General features: G+C 64.9%; 13 protein-coding genes. 5 read left to right on the plus strand and 8 right to left on the minus strand.

The features are described 5' to 3' along the window. The first annotated feature begins 1 nt into the window (after position 1). On the plus strand, positions 2-724 hold the full coding sequence (locus KLP42_RS19060) for an LrgB family protein (protein ID WP_215568532.1): 723 nt from the start codon (positions 2-4) through the stop codon (positions 722-724). Between the two features lie 74 nt (positions 725-798). Here the strand turns inward: KLP42_RS19060 and KLP42_RS19065 are convergent, their stop codons facing one another. From KLP42_RS19065 to KLP42_RS19085, 5 genes are all read right to left on the minus strand, one after another. Further along, entirely contained in the window at positions 799-3,015 is a 2,217-nt protein-coding gene (locus KLP42_RS19065) for a 3-hydroxyacyl-CoA dehydrogenase NAD-binding domain-containing protein (protein WP_215568533.1), read from the minus strand. Positions 3,016-3,194: 179 nt separating this feature from the next. Continuing rightward, entirely contained in the window at positions 3,195-4,403 is a 1,209-nt protein-coding gene (locus KLP42_RS19070) for an acetyl-CoA C-acetyltransferase (protein WP_215568534.1), read from the minus strand. Positions 4,404-4,449: 46 nt separating this feature from the next. Beyond that, positions 4,450-4,779, minus strand: a complete 330-nt coding sequence (locus tag KLP42_RS19075) for a type II toxin-antitoxin system PemK/MazF family toxin (RefSeq protein WP_215568535.1) — start codon at positions 4,777-4,779, stop codon at positions 4,450-4,452. Further along, on the minus strand, positions 4,779-5,036 hold the full coding sequence (locus KLP42_RS19080; RefSeq protein WP_286675488.1) for an AbrB/MazE/SpoVT family DNA-binding domain-containing protein: 258 nt from the start codon (positions 5,034-5,036) through the stop codon (positions 4,779-4,781). The genes KLP42_RS19075 and KLP42_RS19080 overlap by 1 nt, the downstream gene beginning before the upstream one ends. A gap of 55 nt (positions 5,037-5,091) precedes the next feature. Beyond that, positions 5,092-6,885 (minus strand): acyl-CoA dehydrogenase C-terminal domain-containing protein, encoded by a 1,794-nt coding sequence (locus tag KLP42_RS19085; protein ID WP_215568537.1) that lies wholly within the window; start codon positions 6,883-6,885, stop codon positions 5,092-5,094. Between the two features lie 495 nt (positions 6,886-7,380). Here KLP42_RS19085 and KLP42_RS19090 point away from each other — a divergent pair, with 495 nt between their 5' ends. From KLP42_RS19090 to KLP42_RS19105, 4 genes are all read left to right on the plus strand, one after another. After that, positions 7,381-11,037 (plus strand): peptidoglycan-binding protein, encoded by a 3,657-nt coding sequence (locus KLP42_RS19090; protein ID WP_215568538.1) that lies wholly within the window; start codon positions 7,381-7,383, stop codon positions 11,035-11,037. Between the two features lie 203 nt (positions 11,038-11,240). Then, positions 11,241-12,170 (plus strand): sulfite exporter TauE/SafE family protein, encoded by a 930-nt coding sequence (locus tag KLP42_RS19095; protein WP_215568539.1) that lies wholly within the window; start codon positions 11,241-11,243, stop codon positions 12,168-12,170. Next, complete coding sequence (locus KLP42_RS19100) at positions 12,170-12,985, plus strand: TIGR02186 family protein (protein WP_215568578.1); 816 nt, start codon at positions 12,170-12,172, stop codon at positions 12,983-12,985. The genes KLP42_RS19095 and KLP42_RS19100 overlap by 1 nt, the downstream gene beginning before the upstream one ends. A 251-nt stretch (positions 12,986-13,236) precedes the next feature. Beyond that, on the plus strand, positions 13,237-14,511 hold the full coding sequence (locus KLP42_RS19105) for a histidine-type phosphatase (protein WP_215568540.1): 1,275 nt from the start codon (positions 13,237-13,239) through the stop codon (positions 14,509-14,511). 29 nt (positions 14,512-14,540) lie between these two features. Here KLP42_RS19105 and pdeM read toward each other — a convergent pair whose 3' ends face one another. The 3 genes from pdeM to KLP42_RS19120 all read right to left on the minus strand — a co-directional run bounded on the left by pdeM (position 14,541) and on the right by KLP42_RS19120 (position 18,542). Next, positions 14,541-15,266 carry a ligase-associated DNA damage response endonuclease PdeM gene (gene pdeM / locus KLP42_RS19110; RefSeq protein WP_215568541.1) on the minus strand — a complete coding sequence of 242 codons (726 nt, stop codon included), beginning with the start codon at positions 15,264-15,266 and terminating at the stop codon, positions 14,541-14,543. Between the two features lie 212 nt (positions 15,267-15,478). Further along, positions 15,479-17,965 carry a ligase-associated DNA damage response DEXH box helicase gene (locus KLP42_RS19115; protein ID WP_252193108.1) on the minus strand — a complete coding sequence of 829 codons (2,487 nt, stop codon included), beginning with the start codon at positions 17,963-17,965 and terminating at the stop codon, positions 15,479-15,481. A gap of 160 nt (positions 17,966-18,125) precedes the next feature. Further along, positions 18,126-18,542 (minus strand): hypothetical protein, encoded by a 417-nt coding sequence (locus KLP42_RS19120; protein ID WP_215568543.1) that lies wholly within the window; start codon positions 18,540-18,542, stop codon positions 18,126-18,128. Positions 18,543-18,622 lie beyond the last annotated feature (80 nt).

The following is an 18,622-nucleotide window of genomic DNA, read 5'->3' on the forward strand; positions in this document are numbered from 1 at the left end:
GATGCGCAGTCCTGTCGACCTGTGGGTCTACCTCTCCACCTCGCCGCTGATCTGGCTGACCCTGACCCTCTGCACCTGGATTGCCGCCAGCGCGCTTTCGGTGCGGCTGAAACGCCATCCGCTGGTCAATCCGGTGCTGACCTCCATTGTCGTTCTGTCGGTGCTGATGACGGTGTTCGACATTCCCTACGAGAAGTTCTTCGCCGGCGCACAGTTCGTGCATTTCCTGCTGGGACCGGCGACCGTCGCCATCGCCGTGCCGCTCTACCGGCAATGGGACGAGGTGAAGACGGTGCTGGCGCCGATCGGCGTCGCGCTGCTGGCCGGATCGCTGGTTGCGGTTGCCTCGGTGATGATACTGGGCTGGCTCGTCGGCCTGCCGCGCGAGATGCTGATTTCCTTCCTGCCGAAATCGGCAACCGCAGGCGTCGCCATGGCCATTTCCTCCTCGCTCGGCGGCAATCCATCCCTGACGGCGGTTCTGGTCATCCTGACCGGCATTACCGGGGCTCTCATCGTCACCCCGATGATGAACCGCATGGGTATTCGCGATTATGCCGCCCGTGGCTTTGCCGCCGGGCTGACATCGCATGGCATCGGCACCGCCCGCGCCTACGAGGTGGATGCGACCGCCGGCCTGTTTGCCGGGATTGCCATGGCGCTGAACGCGATCGCCACCTCCATCATCGTGCCGCTCGTCGCAAGGCTGCTGCTCGGCGCCTGACAAAGTGGAAACAGGCCCCGAAGGGCCTGTTTCCGGCGTTTCGACGCTGAAGCGGCGGTTCACGCAGCCCCAGATCACGCAGCCTTGGTCACGGCAGCATAGGGGTTGAACCGCTCATAGAAGGTCTCGCCCTTGGCGGCCATGTCGAGGAGCAGCGGCGTCGGCTTGAAGTGATCGCCATACTGGGCAGCCAGCGTTTCGCACAACGCCACGAAGGTTTTGACCCCCATGCCGTCGATGTAAGACAGCGTGCCGCCGGTGTAGGGCGCGAAACCGAAGCCGAGGATGGAGCCGACATCGGCCTCGCGCGGATCGGTGACAATGCCCTCTTCCATGGTGCGGGCGGCTTCCAGCGCGATGGTTACGAGAAGGCGCTGTTTCAGCACGTTCACATCCACGTCCGCTGCCGGTTTCTGCGGGTAGAGGTCTTTCAGGCCCGGCCACAGGAACTTCTTGGCGGGTTTGGCCGGATATTCGTAAAAACCCCTGCCGTTCTTGCGGCCGCGGCGATCCAGATCGTTCACGAGCTTGTCGACCAGCGCCATATGCTCCGGCTTGACCGAGGTTTCGCCGAGATCGGCAATCGAGGCCTTCATGATCTTCTGGGACAGATCGACGGCCACTTCGTCGTTGAGCGACAGCGGGCCGACCGGCATGCCGGCCATCTTGGCGGCATTTTCGATCATCACCGCCGGCACGCCTTCGATCAGCATGTCATAGGCTTCGTTGATGTAGCGGAAGACGCAGCGGTTGACATAGAAGCCGCGCGTATCGTTGACGACGATCGGCGTCTTCTTGATCTGGGCGACGTAATCGAGTGCCACGGCAAGCGCCTCGTCGCCGGTCTCCTCGCCGAGGATCACCTCCGTCAGCATCATCTTCTCGACCGGCGAGAAGAAATGCACGCCGATGAACTGCTTCGGACGCTTCGAGTTCTTAGCAAGGCCGGTGATGGGGAGCGTCGAGGTATTGGAGGCGAAGATCGCGCCTTCCGGCAGCACGGCCTCGACCTTCTCGATGACATCCTTCTTGACCTGGCGGTCTTCGAACACGGCTTCGACGACGAGCGAGACATCGGACAGTGTCGAATAATCGGCGGTGGGGGTGATGAGGGAGAGCAGCTTTTCGCCCTCCTCCTTGGTCATCCGTCCCTTGCCGATGCTGTCGGCAACCAGCTTTTCGGAGACGGCCTTGCCCTTGGCGGCGGCTTCCTCGTCGCGGTCGATCAGCGAGACGGCAATGCCGGCGGCGGCCGAGACATAGGCAATGGAGGCGCCCATGAAACCGGCACCGACGACGCCGATCTTCGTCAGCTTCTTCTTCTCCACGCCGGCCGGACGACGGGCGCCCTTGCCGAGTTCCTGCATGGAGATGAACAGCGAGCGGATCATCGAGAAGGCTTCGGTAGAGCGCAGCACCTGCGTGAAATAGCGCTGCTCGATCTTGAGGCCGGTGTCGAAGGGAACCTGCAGGCCTTCGTAGACGCATTTGAGGATCGCAAGCGCACCCGGATAATTGCCGGCGGTTTCACGGCGGAGGATAGCAGGAGCGGCCGGCCAGAGCTGGGCGGAAGCCGGGGTCCAGATGCCGCCGCCGGGAACCTTGAAGCCCTTTTCATCCCAGGGCGCGACGGGCTTCAACCCGTCCTTGATCATCTGTTTGGCGGCTGTCACAAGCTGATCCGGCTCGACCACCTGATGCACGAGGTTCATCGCCTTGGCGCGTTGCGGCGTCAGGGTCTGGCCCGTCGTCATCATCTGCAGGGCGTCCTGCGTATTGGCAAGGCGCGCCACACGCTGCGTGCCGCCGGCGCCGGGGAAGATGCCGACCTTGACTTCCGGCAGCGCGAGCTTGACGGATTTCGCGTTAGAGACAACGCGGCCATGGCAGGCGAGCGACAGTTCCAGCGCACCGCCCATGCACACGCCATTGATGGCCGAGACCCAGGGCTTGCCGTTGGTCTCGATCTTGCGCCACAGCCAGGTCATGCGGCCGGCGACATCGAACAGCTTCTGCATGGCCGTGTCCGGATTGTTGGCCTGCTCCTCCTGCAACAGGGTGAACATGCCGCGGATCATGGTGAGATCCGCGCCGCCGGAGAAGGAATTCTTGCCGGAGGTGAACACGACGCCCTTGACGGCCGCATCGGCAACCGTCTGGTCAACGATAGCGTCGATCTCGTCCATCACCTCTTCGGTGAAAACGTTCATGCTCTTCTCCGGCATGTCCCAGGTCACAAGGGCAATGCCGTCTGCGTCGGTCTCGACGGTGAAATTCTTGTAGGTGCTCATGGTGGGATTCCTCTTCCCTGAAATTGTGTGCCGATATCGCCGCCGCTCCGAAATAGGTGCGATCTGGCGCGGGTTAAGCCCCTCCCCCTTTTGGGGAGGGGTTGGGGAGGGGAATTGGCCGTAAAGACCCCTCCCGCCTGCCGGCCACCCTCCCCACAAGGGGGAGGGTTAGAACCCCATCAAACCCGCTCGATCACGGTTGCCGTGCCCATGCCGGCGCCGATGCAGAGGGTGACCAGCGCGGTGTTCAGATCGCGCCGCTCCAGCTCATCCAGCACCGTGCCGAGGATCATGGCGCCGGTGGCGCCGAGCGGATGGCCCATGGCGATCGCGCCGCCATTGACGTTCATCTTGGCGTGGTCGATGTCGAACGCCTGCATGTAGCGCAGCACGACGGCGGCGAAAGCTTCGTTGAGTTCGAAAAGATCGATGTCCTTCAGCGACATGCCGGTCTTCTTCAGAAGCTTTTCCGTGACGTCCACCGGGCCTGTGAGCATGAGGGCCGGATCGGAACCGATATTGGCAAAAGCCTTGATGCGGGCGCGGGGCTTCAGGCCCATGGTCTGACCGCCGGCCTTGGAGCCGACGAGGACGGCGGCGGCGCCATCGACGATGCCGGAGGAATTGCCGGCATGGTGGACGTAAGCGATACGCTCGACCTCCGGATGCGCCTGCAGGCCGACCGCTTCGAAGCCGCCCATTTCACCCGGCATCTGGAAGGACGGGTTGAGCGAGGCGAGCGACTGCATGTTCGTCTCGGGCCGCATGTGCTCGTCGCGGTCGAGGATGGTGAGCCCGTTCTGGTCCTTCACCGGAATGACGGATTTGGAGAAATAGCCGTTCGCCCAGGCATGGGCTGCGCGCTTCTGGCTTTCCACCGCATAGGCATCCACGTCATCGCGGGTAAAGCCGTACTTGGTGGCGATGAGGTCGGCCGAAACACCCTGCGGCATGAAATAGCCGGGGAAGTTGACAGATGGGTCCATGTACCAGGCGCCGCCGGACATGCCCATGCCGACGCGCGACATGCTTTCGACACCACCCGCAATGACGATGTCATCGGATCCGGCCACGACTTTGCCGGCGGCGAAGTTGACGGCGTCGAGGCCCGAGGCGCAGAAGCGCGAGATCTGCATGCCGGGCGCCCTGGTGGAATAGCCCGCCTCGAAGGCGGCGGCCTTGGGGATCACGGCGCCGGCATCCATGACCGGATCGACGCAGCCCATGATGATGTCATCCACCTGGGCGGTGTCGAGCCCGTTGCGGTCGCGGATGGCTTCCAGCGTTTTCGCAGCGAGGCGGACGGAGGGAACCTCGTGCAGGGAACCATCCTTCTTGCCGCGCCCGCGCGGCGTGCGCACGTGGTCGTAGATATAGACTTCGGTCATTGTCTCTCTCCCTTGGGCACACGGGGCGCCCTCTTTCACTCGTTCGCTACTCGAAGAATGTACTGACCCGCGCCAGAACTTCGTCGAGAATGAAATCGGGTACCTTCTCTACAAAACGCGCACCGCGCGCCTTGAGGTCGAGGGACCGTAGCTGGTTGCACAGGATGACGCCGGAGCTTCGTGTGCCAGCACCCGACAACGAAACAGCAAAACCCTGAAAACGGGCAAATTGCCCGCCAGTCGTGACCGGCACGATGATGGGCGTGCCGAGATCGTTGAAGGCCTTCTGCGTTACAATCAGTACGTAGCGCGATCCGGCCTGTTCACGGCCCTTGATCGGTTCGAGATCGACATGCCAGATCTCGCCCCGCTCCATCAGATGATCTCCCGGCCAACGGGCGGATCATTCATCCATTCAAGCTCCTCGTCGGACAGAGGCGCATTGGGATCACACTGCGCCAGAAGCTCATCCAGCGTGTATTTCGGCCGCGCACGCGGCACGGCAATCAGCCGCCCCGCTTCCGCAGACACCTCGACTTTGGTATTTGCCGAAAGGCCCAGTTCTTCGAGCACGGCCTTGGGGATGGTCATCATCACGGACCCTCCGACATTGCGCAAAGTTGACGTTGCCATTTCCACCTCCGAAAAAGTTATACATACATATAACTTTTATCGATCAATGCCGCAATCAAAACGCCTCGGCGGCCAGTTCCATCAGCGTGTCGCTGCCCGCTTCGATGCGGGTCTTGCGCAGCGCGGTCTCCGGCATAATCTTGTCCATGTAGAAGCGCGCCGTGACAAGCTTGGTGTTCAAGAAATCGGCGCGCTCGTCACCGGCGGCGATCAGGTCCTGCGCGGATTTTGCCATCTTGGCCCACATGTAACCCAGCATGACGAGGCCGAAGAGGTGCATGTAATCGGTCGAGCCGGCGCCGGCATTGTCGGGTTTGGCCATGGCATTCTGCATGAACCACATGGTGGAGGCCTGCAGATCGTTCAAGCCCTTCTTCAGCGCCTTGGTATAGGGCGCCATCTGTTCGTTGGAGCGGTTCTCCTCGCAGAAATCGCCGATTTCCTTGAAGGCGGCCATGACGGCGCGGCCGCCGTTCAGCGCCAGCTTGCGGCCGACGAGATCAAGCGCCTGAATGCCGTTGGCGCCTTCGTAGATCATCGCGATGCGGGCATCGCGGACATACTGGCTCATGCCCCATTCTTCGATGTAACCGTGGCCGCCATAGACCTGCTGGGCCATGACCGCATGGTCAAACCCCTTGTCGGTCATCACGCCTTTAAGGATCGGCGTGGCGAGACCGAGCAGATCGTCCGCCGACTGGCGTTCGGCTGCGTCCGACGAACGGTGGGCGATATCGGACTTCAGCGCCGTCCACAGCATGAAAGCGCGGCCGGCCTCGTTGAATGCCTTGATCGTCATCAGGGTGCGGCGGATATCCGGGTGCACGATGATCGGGTCGGCAGCCTTTTCCGGCGCCTTGGGACCGGAGAGCGAGCGGCCCTGGATGCGGTCCCTGGCGTAGGCGACGGCGTTCTGGTAGGCCACTTCGGCAATGGCGAGACCCTGCAGGCCGACGCCGAGGCGCGCCTCGTTCATCATGACGAACATGGCGTTGAGGCCCTTGTTCTCCGCGCCGATCAGGTAACCGGTCGCCTCGTCATAATTCATCACGCAAGTGGCATTGCCGTGAATGCCCATCTTGTGCTCGATGGCACCGCAGACGACCGTATTGCGCGCGCCGACCGAGCCGTCCTCGTTCACCAGGAATTTCGGCACGATGAACAGCGAGATGCCCTTGGTGCCGGCCGGCGCGCCTTCGATGCGGGCAAGCACCAGATGGACGATGTTGTCCGTCATGTCGTGTTCGCCGGCGGAGATGAAGATCTTCTGACCGGAGATCTTGTAGGTGCCATCGCCGTTCGGCACGGCCTTGGTGCGCAGGAGGCCGAGATCGGTGCCGCAATGCGGCTCCGTCAGGTTCATCGTGCCGGACCATTTGCCTTCGACCATCTTCGGCAGATAGGTCTGCTTCTGTTCCTGGCTGCCATGCACGAGGATCGCGGCAATCGCGCCCTGGGTAAGGCCCGGATACATCATCAGCGACATGTTGGCGGCGGAGGTATATTCACCGACGGCGGCATGCAGTGTGTAGGGAAGGCCCTGACCGCCGAACTCCTCCGGCACGGCAAGGCCGATCCAGCCACCCTCACAATAGGCGTCATAGGCTTCCTTGAAACCCTTGGGCGTCTTGACGGAGCCATCGTCGGCCCGCACGCAGCCTTCCTGATCGCCGGAATAGTTGACGGGGAAGAGAACTTCCTCGGACAGGCGCGCGGCTTCGGAGGCGATCGCCTCGATCATTTCCGGCGTGGCATCGGAAAAGCCGGGGAGATTGTTGTAGCGCTCGATGCCGAGCACATCCTTGAGGATAAACAGCGTATCGGCAACGGGGGCCTTGTAGACAGGCATTCGCGAACTCCTCCAAATCAGCGGCCGGATGAGCCGGCATCCATAGTCCTACAAAATATTGACGTGCGCGTAAACGTCAATTGGTCAAATCGCACATTCTTGTGCGTGACGCCGGCCTCTCCCGAACAGGGAGCCTGCGGGGCTGGACCAGCGCGGGTGGGCCAGCGCGGGCGGATCGGCACAGATGACCGGCCGGACATCGAACGACGGACGGACGTGACTGCACGCCGGCCGCGCCACCGGCAGAAAGCCTCAACCTTCGTTAAAACTTCGCCCACCATTAACACGGTATTAACCACGTCCGGCGAAATGATGGGCCACGCCGTTGCATGCGTGCTTCGGCCACTGGGCAGAGGGATTGCCGGGCCATGGGAACGGGTGCGCGCTCTGCAGGGCCGCGCAGCACATTCCTTACCCTGGACCGTTTCCTCAAGCAGGCTGGTGGCCATGCCCGATCACGCAAGCCCGGACGTGCGCAGTCGAAGCGAGTAGAAGATGAACGGATCACGCCTCAATCCCAATGCCCGCGGAGAACGCTCCTCGCTCGATGCGCTGAACCGCACCATCGAGGGACTGGAAGCGCGCATCGAAGACCTGCTGAAGGTGTCCTCCACGCGCGATCCGCGCTTGACCGAACAGCGCCAGCGCCCGGAACGACTGCCGCCGGAACCACGCGCGCCGGAACGTCGCCTGCAGGTGGAGCAGGATACGCTGCAGGAAATCCGCCAGCGCCAGCGCATGCTGGAGGCGGCGCGCGAACGCCGTCCCCTGACGGACATGGCCGAGCGACCGCTGCGCGCCGAACCGGAGTGGGCAGCAATGCCCGCAGAGCCGCGCCCCCTGCGGGACAGCCGCCGCGCCAGCGACGCCCGCCCGCCCTATGCCGATCCCGTCGAACGCCCCGTTGCGCGCACGCCGTCACGGTCGGATTTCAGCGCACAGACGGTGGCCGAAGCCCTGAACGATCTGCGGCGGGAATTGCGCCAGGATATCAGCGAGAACATTGCCCGCGAAATGCGGGCCCTGCGCGAGGACGTTCAGTCCATGCAGGGGCTGACGAGCGGCCAGAACCTCAGCGAGGATGTGCGCGACGAGCTGGCCCGGCTGGCGGATGGCGTCGACGCCTTGAGCCAGCGCACGCCGGGGGCGGCAGCCGATCTGCGCGCCGAACTGGAGGACCTGCGCCTGCTGATCGACGGCATGGCCGGCCGCGACAGTTTCGAGCGCAATGAGAGCCGCTGGAGCCAGCTGGAAGAGCGCCTGGACGAATTCGACACCACCGGCATCCAGAAGGAACTGATCGCCCTTGCCTACCGCATCGACGGCGTGAAGGCGGAGCTCGGCCTGATGGCCGACAGCCCCGCGATCCGCGCGCTGGAGGACAAGGTGCTGATGCTGGCGACGGCGGTGGAGGCGCTCTCCGCGCGGCCGCAGGACAGCGAGCGTATCGCCGACCAGTTCACCCATATCGACACGCGCCTCGACGAGATCACCCGCGCCGTGGCGTTCAACACCAACCGGTCGCGCAACGAGGCTGCCGAACATGCCGCCCTGCGCAGCCTGGAAGAGCGGCTGATCGACCTCAACGACAAGATCGACGGCCTGTCACGCATGCAGGACGCCTACCGGCTGGAAGAGCGGCTGGAAGAACTGGCGGAAACCTTTGCCCGTCAGCCGCAGCAGGAACTGACCGGCACGCTGTCCGATCTCGCCCGCAAGATCGACGCCCTCGCGCACGAGCGGCAGGGCGACGGCCTGGCGCAGCGGCTGGAACAGCTGACGCGCCGCATCGACGAGCTGGCGAACACTCCCGCTGCCGCCGAACCCGGTCTGGAACGGCTGGAAAGCCGGCTGGATGCGATTGCCGCTCGGCTGGACGAGGCATCCCGCGCGCCGCGCGACGACAGCCACTCGCTTCGCAATCTCGAGGCGCAGATCACCCATCTGTCCGGCCTGTTGAATGCGCCGCGCCAGGAGGCGGGCCTTTCCGAAGAACTCGATCAGCGCATGGCCGCGATCGAAAGCTACATGACGACCAGCGACGAATATGTGCTGGAAGCGGCCCGCCAGGCGGCAGAATCGGTCATCGAGGCCTATTCCCGCAGCGGCAGCGGCACGAAAGGCGGTGAAGCCTCCGCGGATCATGCCGCATTGCTGGCGCTGGCTGACGACCTGAAGCAGCTGGAAGAGCTGACGCGCGGCTCGGAAGAGCGCGCGCAGGAAACCTTCGGCAGCCTGCATCGCACCCTCGTGCAGATCGCCGAGCGGCTGGACACGATGGAAAGCCGGCTTTCGGAGCGCCCGCTGTTCGGTGCCGGGTCCGCCGCGCGCGACCGGCAGGAGGCCGCTCCGCTTCGTCCGCCCATGGCAGCCGCCGATCCCGCCGAGACGGACGATGCGCCGCGCGGCCTGCTGGCGCGCGCCGCCGAACAATTGCGCTCGGAGACGGCCACGGGTGGCGAAATCGCCCTGGCGGACATCGGCACCGCGGCTGTCGGGAGGACGGAAGAACCGGCCCGCACGGGGCTGCTGGCCAGCCTCTCCCGCCGCTTCCGCCCCGCCCAGCGGGACACGGCCCGGCATTCGCAGGGCGGCCCGAATCGCACGGTCATCGACCCCGCCCCCTCCATCGATCCGGTGGACAGCGTGAATGACGGTCCGGAAACCGAATTGCTGGAACCTGGCTCCGGCGTGCCGGATGTTCGCAAGATCCTGGAGCGCGTGCGCGCCAGCCAGGCGGCGGCGGGCTTCCCCCAACCCGAAGCGCCCGCCGGCAATGGCGAACGCATGGACTACATCGCCGCCGCGCGCCGGGCTGCCCGGGCTGCCGTGCAGGAAATCGGTCCCGAGGCCACGGAGAAGGCGCCGCGAGCCGCGATGACGGAGGCGGGCGCCCCGAAGCGTGGCCTGAAGGCCGTCTTCCAGCGGCACCGTCGGCCAATCCTGATGGCAGTAGGTGCCGTGCTGCTGGCCCTGATGGCCATGCCGCTTGCCAATACGCTGATGCGCAGCGAGCGGGCGCCGCAACCCGGCCCGCTGACGACCGGCGCCGCAAGCCCTGCAAGATCCGCTCCGGCAACGGCGACGGCAGAGCCGGCAAAGGCCGCCCAGGCACGCCCGTCCGCACCGGCAGGCAGCACGGCATCGGCAAGCCTCGTTGCAGCCCCCGTCGCGCCGGTAGAGGCCGGCGCACCGGAACCCGCCAACCGGCCCGCCGCGGGCGCGGCCGGCCCGATCGACCAGCAACAGGCCTCGGCCAACGCCGCGCCGACGGCAGCGCCAGCAATCGCGGTCCCCGCCGGTATCGGCCCGCAACCGCTCGCGGAGGCCGCAGCCAGCGGCAATCCGCAGGCTCTGTTCGAAATCGGCACGCGCTTTACCGAAGGCCACGGTGTGGCCGCCGATCAGCAGGAAGCCGCCCGCTGGTATCGCATGGCCGCCGAGCGCGGCTATCCGCCGGCGCAGTACCGGCTGGGCAGTCTCTACGAAAAGGGCGACGGGGTGGCGCGCGATCTCGCCGAGGCCCGAAAGCTTTACGAGGCGGCAGCCCGCGCCGGCCATGCCGGCGCGATGCACAATCTTGCCGTCCTGCATGCCTCCGGCGCGACCGGCAGCGTCGATTATGCCACGGCCGTCCACTGGTTCGCCGAGGCGGCCGAACACGGCGTGGCCGACAGCCAGTTCAACCTTGCCATCCTCTATGCACGCGGCAACGGCACGGCGCAGAACCTGCCGGAATCCTACAAGTGGTTTGCGATTGCCGCCGCAGGCGGAGACAGCGACGCCGCCGCCAAGCGCGACGAGGTGGCCCGCGCCCTGAAACCCGCCGAACTGGAAAGCGCCCGCCAGAAGGCGGCAGCCTGGCAGCAGCAGCCGCTCGATCCCCGCGCCAACGGCACCAACATGCCGCAGGACTGGGTGGAAAAGGGCAATGGCTCCGCCTCGATCGACATGGACAAGGCGATCCGCAGCATCCAGGCCATCCTCAACCGCAACGGGTTCGACGCCGGCCAGCCGGACGGGCTGATGGGGCGCAAGACACTCGCCGCCATCAAGGCCTTCCAGCGGCAGAACGGTCTGCCGGAGGACGGCAACATCACCGAAGCGCTGGTGCGAAAGCTTCTGGCGCAGACCGAGGCGCGCGGCGCGTGACACATTTCACGCCCGACGCCGAAAAAGCCGGCGCCTGAAGGGCTTGTCAATTGACTCCCATGCCTGCCCGTCGCATGACGGTAGCCTGTGTTCGTGCGGGCCGATGCCCGGCGCGAGCGGGAACGACATGAACGCCGCAACGGGCGGACCCTGATCGCGATGCCGCCCGCGACGGCTTTGCTTTTGCTGCTCGAGAGGCGCCCGTGACTGTCTATCTGCCGATTGCAGAGCTGTCGGTGAACATCTTCATCATTCTCGGCATGGGCGCGGCCGTCGGTTTTCTGTCCGGCATGTTCGGCGTGGGGGGCGGCTTTCTCATCACGCCGCTCCTGATCTTCTACAACATCCCGCCGGTCGTTGCGGTCGCCACCGGCGCAAATCAGGTCGTCGCCTCCTCGGTCTCCGGCGCCATCAGCCATTTCCGGCGCGGCACGCTGGACATGAAGCTCGGCACGGTGCTGCTGGTGGGCGGTCTTGCGGGCGCCTCGGCCGGCATCTGGATCTTCTCGTGGCTGCGCAAGGTCGGCCAGCTCGACCTGATCATCTCCCTGCTCTATGTCGTCTTCCTCGGCACGATCGGCAGCCTGATGCTGGCGGAAAGCCTGCGCGCCATGCGCCGCGCCGCCCGCAACGAGCCGATGCCGCTGCGCCGGCCGGGCCAGCACAACTGGGTGCACCGCCTGCCGCTGAAGATGCGCTTCAAGAAATCCAAACTCTATCTTTCGGCCATTCCCGTGGTGGCCCTCGGCTTCGGCATCGGCATCCTCACCTCGGTCATGGGTGTCGGCGGCGGCTTCATCATGGTGCCGGCGATGATCTATCTGCTGCGCATCCCGACCAGCGTCGTGGTCGGAACCTCGCTGTTCCAGATCATCTTCGTCACCGCCTACACCACCATCGTTCAGGCGGCGACCAACTATTCGGTCGATATCGTGCTTGCCACGATCCTGATGGTCGCCGGCGTCATCGGCGCGCAATATGGCGTGCGGGTGGGGCAGAAGCTGCGCGGCGAGCAGCTGCGCGCGCTTCTCGGCCTGCTGGTACTGGCCGTCGGCCTCAGGCTTGCCGTCGATCTGGTGATCACACCGGCCGATCTCTACTCGCTGTCCGTCGGAGGCTTTGCCAGCCGATGATGACGATCCGCCTCATCCCCTGCCTCGCCGCCCTGCTGCTTGCCATCCTGGGCTGGGCCGAGCCCGCCGCCGCCCAGGTGCCGATCGGCCCCGGCCCCTCCCCCGTCCGCGAGGGGCTGGAGATCGGCACCTCCACCAGCGAGATCGCCATTACCTCCGATTTTCGCGGCGCGGACCTGACGGTATTCGGCGCGCTGACCAATGCGGACGAGCTGTTTCTGGCGATCGGCCAGTATGACGTGGTGGTGACGCTGGAAGGGCCGCGCGACGCCGCAACGGTGCGGCGCAAGGAGCGCGTCTTCGGCATCTGGATGAACACCCAGTCAGTGACCTTCGAGCAGGTGCCGGAATCCTATTCCATGGCGAGCACCCGCCCGGTGGAGGATATCCAGGGCCCAACCTCGCTGACGCGGATGGGCGTCGGTCTCGATCATCTGGCCCTCTCCCCCATCGGTTATGTCGGCAATGCGCTGGCCGTCGCCGATTTCCGCGAGGCCTATCGGCGACTGAAGCTGTCCAGCGGGCTCTACCAGCGTGACAGCGCCGGCGTCCGCTTCGTCAGCCCCAGCCTGTTTCGCGCGACGCTGCGCCTGCCGGCCAACGTGCCGGACGGGGTGCATGTGGCGCATGCCTATCTGTTCAAGAGCGGCGAACTGATTCTGCAGCGCGAACTGCCGCTGCGCGTGGTCAAGACCGGCCTGGAACAGACGATCACCGATGCCGCGCACCAGCAGCCGCTGGCCTACGGTCTTGTCTGCGTGCTGGTTGCACTGGTAACCGGGTGGGGCGCAAGCGTGCTGTTCCGCAAGGACTAGGGCAATTCCAGCGAAAGCGGGAACCCGTTTCGCGTCCGACACCGTGCGCGAACAGGGAGATGGAGCGCTTCCGGCGCATCCCTCTTTGCCGGGACACTCCAGGAGGCGCAGAAGGCACGTTTTCGCCGCAAATCTGTCGTCTGCCTGCAATCGAGCGCCATTAAATGCCTGCGGGCGGAGACGCCCACTTCGCCGGCAGGAGCCAGCTCCACCTCGGACCTGCCGTATCCCTGCTGCGCCGCGGAGTCCCCATGCTGCCCAAGTTCCTCGCCCTTGCAGGCCTGATCCTGCTTCACGCCATCCCCGCCGAAGCGACGAGCCTGACCGTGGACAAGCATGTCTCGATCATGCGTCATGGCGTGCGCCCGCAGACAAGCAGCAAGAAGCTCGACATCTATCCGCAGAAGGACTGGCCGCACTGGGACGTGGCCGACGGCATGCTGACCGCACATGGTGCAGCTGCCACGCAGCGCCTCGGCCAGTGGGAGGTTGCGATGCTGCGAAACAAGGGGCTGATTGCCCCTTCCGGTTGCCCGGCACCGGGCAGCGTGTTCGGCTGGGCCAATGGTGCCGTACAGCGTACCATTGAGACCGGCGACGTGCTGCTCGAAAGCATGTTTCCCGGCTGTGGCCTGCATGTCGGCTACAATCATGTGCAGGATGTCGATCCGCTCTATGCCGCTTCCGATGCCGCACTCGGTGCCGTCGATCCGGAGCGGGCAAAGGCGGCAATCCTGGCTGCGGCCGGCGGTAGCCTCGATGTTCCGCGGGCAAGGGCGGAGCCTCTGATGCGCGAACTGGATGCGATCATGGGATGCGAGGCGGCCGACAGCCCCTGCTCCATGACCCGCCGCCCCTGGAAGATCAAGGTGGACGCCGCAGACGGCGACCAGCCGGCAGGCGTCTCCGTCAAGGGGCCGATTGCCGATGCTGGAACGCTGGTGGAACTCTTCCTGTTGCAATATGCCAACGGCTTTCCGATGCAGCAGGTGGCCTTCGGCAGGCTGAAAGGCCCCGAGGACATCATCCGCCTGTCAGCGCTGCGCCAGATGAAATACGATGTCGGCAACCGCGTGCCCTATCTCGCCGCCCGTGATGCCTCGAATTTCCTCAACCAGATCCTGCTTGCGCTCACCGGAGATCCGGATGGACCGCCCGATGCACGCTTCGTCCTGTTCATGGCCAGCGATACGCAACAGGCGGAAGTGGCGGCCATGCTCGGCCTGCACTGGCAGCTTGCGCCCTATGTTAACGACGAGACGCCGCCGACCGGCGCCCTGACATTCGAACGGCTGCACGATGAGACGGGCAGAGCCTATGTCCGGCTGGGCTTCATTGCACCGACGCTGGACCAGATCCGCGCCGCCTCGGTGATCGATGACGGGCACCCGCCACTGCAGACAGCAATTGCCCTTCCCGGCTGCGAGGCAGAGACCATCGAGGGGGCCTGCCCGCTGGACCGCTTCCTGCAGATTTCCCGCGCGACGCTCGACACAAGCGCGGTCGGCGCGCAGCATTATCGCTGAGCCAGGCCTCGTGCCGGGGATCCTGGTTGTCAGCCGATCAGGCCGGAAAACCGCACCGAATAGATGCGGTCCCGACCGAGCAGATGGGCCGTCAGCGCGCTGCGATCAAACAGTCCGTGCATGGCCTTGTGCCTGAGATCGAGCCCGCCGCTCAAAACACCGAAGGCCGGCATCACCAGACGCTGACCATCCGTGGCAAAACAGGCGCGCCGCACATATCTTCCGCGCCGGCTGACGGTGGCGGAAGGGTGCAGATGGCCCGCCACCTCGCCCCGGCCAGAAATCAGGCTGGGCTCGTGGCGGAAGACAAGGCCGGAAAGCACCAGTTCGTCCGCCGAGCGGCCCGGCAGGTCGAACACGCCATCCGGATCATGGTTGCCGTTGATCCAGATTATCTCGCGCCCCGAAGCGAGCGTGCGGATCATCGCGCGGAACTCCTCCGGCATCAGCTGCGAGCCGCGCCTGTCGTGAAAATTGTCGCCGAGCGAGATGACGATCTTCGGATCGTAGCGGGCAATGACCGCCGACAGCAGGTTCAGCGTGGCAAGCGTATCGTAGGGCGGCAGCATCATGCCGCGCCGGGCAAAGGCGGCGCCCTTTTCCAGATGCAGATCGGAGACGACAAGGCACTCGTCCGCCGGCAGATAAAGCGCGCCAAGCGGATCGCAGAGGGCCGCAACGCCGTTCACAAGGATTTCGGCGCCGGAAACCGGATTCATCATGTCTGCGGCGGCAAGCGCCAGTCTGTGGTTCATCTTCGTCTTTTACGTCTTGGCTATCGCAATCTGGCTCGGCAGATGGCCGGTAGGTGCACTCGTCGTCCTCTCATCCCGCCTCCGCTTTGCTGGACGGACCTCTCCCCGAGACGAGAGGGGAACCGCGAAGGCTGCGGCATTTCCCCTTCTCCCCGACGGGGAGTGGGCCCGAAGGGCGGATGAGGGGAATGCCGAACGAAGGCAGGCCTTCTTCACCCCATCGCCTCCGCAATCAGTTCCTCCGCCGCCTCCTCCAGCACGAAATCTCCCTCGCCCGCAACCGGCTCGCGGCCGATTTCCAGCATCACGGGCACGGCCAGCGGCGAAACGCGGTCGAGCGGGCGGTGAATCACATGCCCCTTGATTCGGGCCAGCATAGCGCCAAGCCGGCCGATATCCAAAAGCCCGGATGCCGCATCGCGGCGTGTCGCCTCAAGCAGGATGTGGTCCGGCTCATGGCTGCGCAGCACGTCATAGATCAGGTCGGTGGACACCGTCACCTGCCGTCCGGTCTTCTCCTTGCCCGGATGCCGCCGTTCGATCAGGCCGGAAATCACCGCGCAAGAACGGAACGAGCGTTTCAGCATGTAGGATTCGGCAAGCCAGGCCTCGAGATCGTCGCCCAGCATGTCCTCGTCGAACAGGTCGGCGAGCGACAGGCGACCGCTGTCGATCATCTCGCCCATGTCGTTCAGCGACCAGATGGCGAGCGCGTAGTCATTGGCCACGAAGCCGAGCGGGCGGGCGCCAGCCCGTTCCAGCCGCCGGGTCAGCAGCATGCCGAGCGTCTGGTGCGCCAGCCGCCCCTCGAAACAATAGGCGACCAGGAAGAAGCGGTTGCCGCGCGGAAAGGTCTCGATCAGGAGCTCGTCGCGCCTGGGCAGCATCGACTTCTCCGTCTGGAGCGCCAGCCAGTCGCGCACCTGATCGGGCAGGACATGCCAGCGGGACGGATCGGCCAGCATGGCGCGCACCTGATCGGCGAGATAGGTGGAGAGCGGAAACCTGCCGCCGGCATAGGCGGGAATCTTGGGGTCCATCGAAAAGGCATTGGTGACGAGGCACTCGTTTTCCCGGATGCCCTCGAAGCGCAGCACCTTGCCGGAAAACAGGAAGGTATCGCCCTGCACCAGCTGTTCGAGGAAATATTCCTCGACCTTGCCGAGCGAGAGGCCGCCGCGCCCCAGCGATCCCAGCTGGTTGCGCTTCACCAGCCGCACATTCAGCTCAGTGTCCTCGACGATGGTGCCGAGGTTCATGCGGTATTGCTGGGCAACCTGCGGGTTGGACACCCGCCAGCGGCCGTCCTTGGTCCTGCGGATCCTGGCGTAGCGTTCATAGGTGCGCAGCGCATAGCCGCCGGTCGCGACGAAATCGACGATGCGCTCGAACATCTCCCAGGAAAGGCCGGCATAGGGCGAGGCGCTTCTCACCTCCTCGTAAAGGGCAAGCGCATCGAAGGGCTCGGCACAGGCCATGCCGAGCACATGCTGGGCCAGCACATCAAGCGCCCCCTCGCCGACCGGCGGCGTATCCTGCGCGCCGAGATAATTGGCATCGAGCGCCGCCTGGCATTCCATCACCTCGAAACGATTGGCCGGCACCAGGATCGCCTTGGACGGTTCGTCCATGCGGTGGTTGGAACGGCCGATGCGCTGGGCAAGCCGCGAGGCGCCCTTCGGCGCGCCGACATGCACGACGAGATCCACATCGCCCCAGTCCAGCCCCATGTCGAGGGTCGAGGTGGCGACGACGGCGCGCAGCCGGTTGGCGCTCATCGCCGCCTCCACCTTGCGGCGCTGGCTGACATCGAGCGAGCCGTGATGCAGCGCGATCGGCAGACTGTCCTCATTGATCGTCCAGAGTTCCTGGAAGAGAAGCTCCGCCTGGAAGCGCGTATTGACGAAGATCAGCGTCGTCTTGTGCTTCTTGATCTCCTCATAGACGGCGGGAATGGCATAGGTCGCCACATGGCCGGACCAGGGAATGCGCTCCTCGGTCGTCATGATCGAGATGTCGGGCGCTGCTCCGCCGGTCACATGCACAAGGCCGGCCGGAGGGGCGGGGCTGTCACCCTGCGGCACCAGCCAGCGCTGCAGGTCCTGGGGGTCGGAGACGGTGGCGGAAAGCCCGATGCTGCGCAGGGCGGGCGCGTGCCTTCGCAGCCGGGCAAGCCCCAGCGACAACAGATGGCCCCGCTTGGAGGTGACGAGCGAATGCAGTTCGTCCAGCACCACGTAGCGCAGATCGCGGAAGAAGCGGTCCGCCTCGCCGTTGGCCAGAAGCAGCGCCAGCTGCTCCGGCGTGGTCAGCAGAATGTCCGGCGGGCTCAGCCTCTGGCGCTGCCGCTTGGATTGCGGCGTGTCGCCGGTGCGATTTTCGATCGAGACAGGCAGGCCCATCTCGGAGACGGGCTTCATCAGGTTGCGTTCGATATCGACCGCCAGCGCCTTCAGGGGCGAGATGTAGAGCGTGTGAACCCCGACGAAGGCAGAGCCGGGCGGAACCTTGCCGCGGCGGGTGAGATCCGTCAGCGAGGGCAGGAAGCCGGCCAGCGTCTTGCCGGCCCCGGTCGGGGCAATCAGCAGCATGTTCTCGCCGGCCGTGGCGCGGGCGAGCAGTTCCATCTGATGCGCACGCGGCACCCATCCCTTTTCCGCGAACCACTTCTGAAAGGGTCGCGGCAGGAGATCGGGCAGGCTGTTCGGGGTCTCGGCAAGATTCGTATCCACGCGCCTCAAGGTAATGGGTGGCGCGCGAATGAGAAGAGGCTTGACGACGGGATATTTTGTCCAGGCGATCTGTGGTTGATCAGAGCCGCCCATCGCCTGAACACGCGAAGCGGACCGTATGGCCCCCTCACTTCAGAACATCGACCTTCACCACAGTGTCCGTGATGCGGCCGTCCTCGGCCGACAGCCGGAACTTCGCCTCGTCCGGTCCGACATAGCCGGGGTTTGATGTGTAATAGCCGACCAGCATGTCCACCTTGGTATCGCGGCATTTTTCATAGGGCCCCCTGGCCATGGCCGGGAACCGCTTCTCGGTAACGAAGGCCAGTTTGCCATGCTTCGGCGGCTCCAGCACATAGGCCTGCGGAATGCCGTCCGCCGTGCAATCCCGCTTCAGCTTCCAGGCATTGCCGACCCATGTCTTTTCGCCCGCCACCACTTTCCTGGACGTGACGTGGGTCTCCACATCGTCAGGCCCTGTCGTCGCACATCCCGCCAGACTTCCGCACACCAGTATGACCGCAGCAACATATTGCGTCTTCATTGCTCCTCCAGAGGATCCGATTGGACACCGCGGAAAGTCAGGGCCGACCTCATGCCGAACCATGGCTTCCGCCGCCATCA

The sequence above is a fragment of the Rhizobium sp. CSW-27 genome, assembly GCF_018760785.1.
Classification (GTDB): Bacteria; Pseudomonadota; Alphaproteobacteria; order Rhizobiales; family Rhizobiaceae; genus Neorhizobium.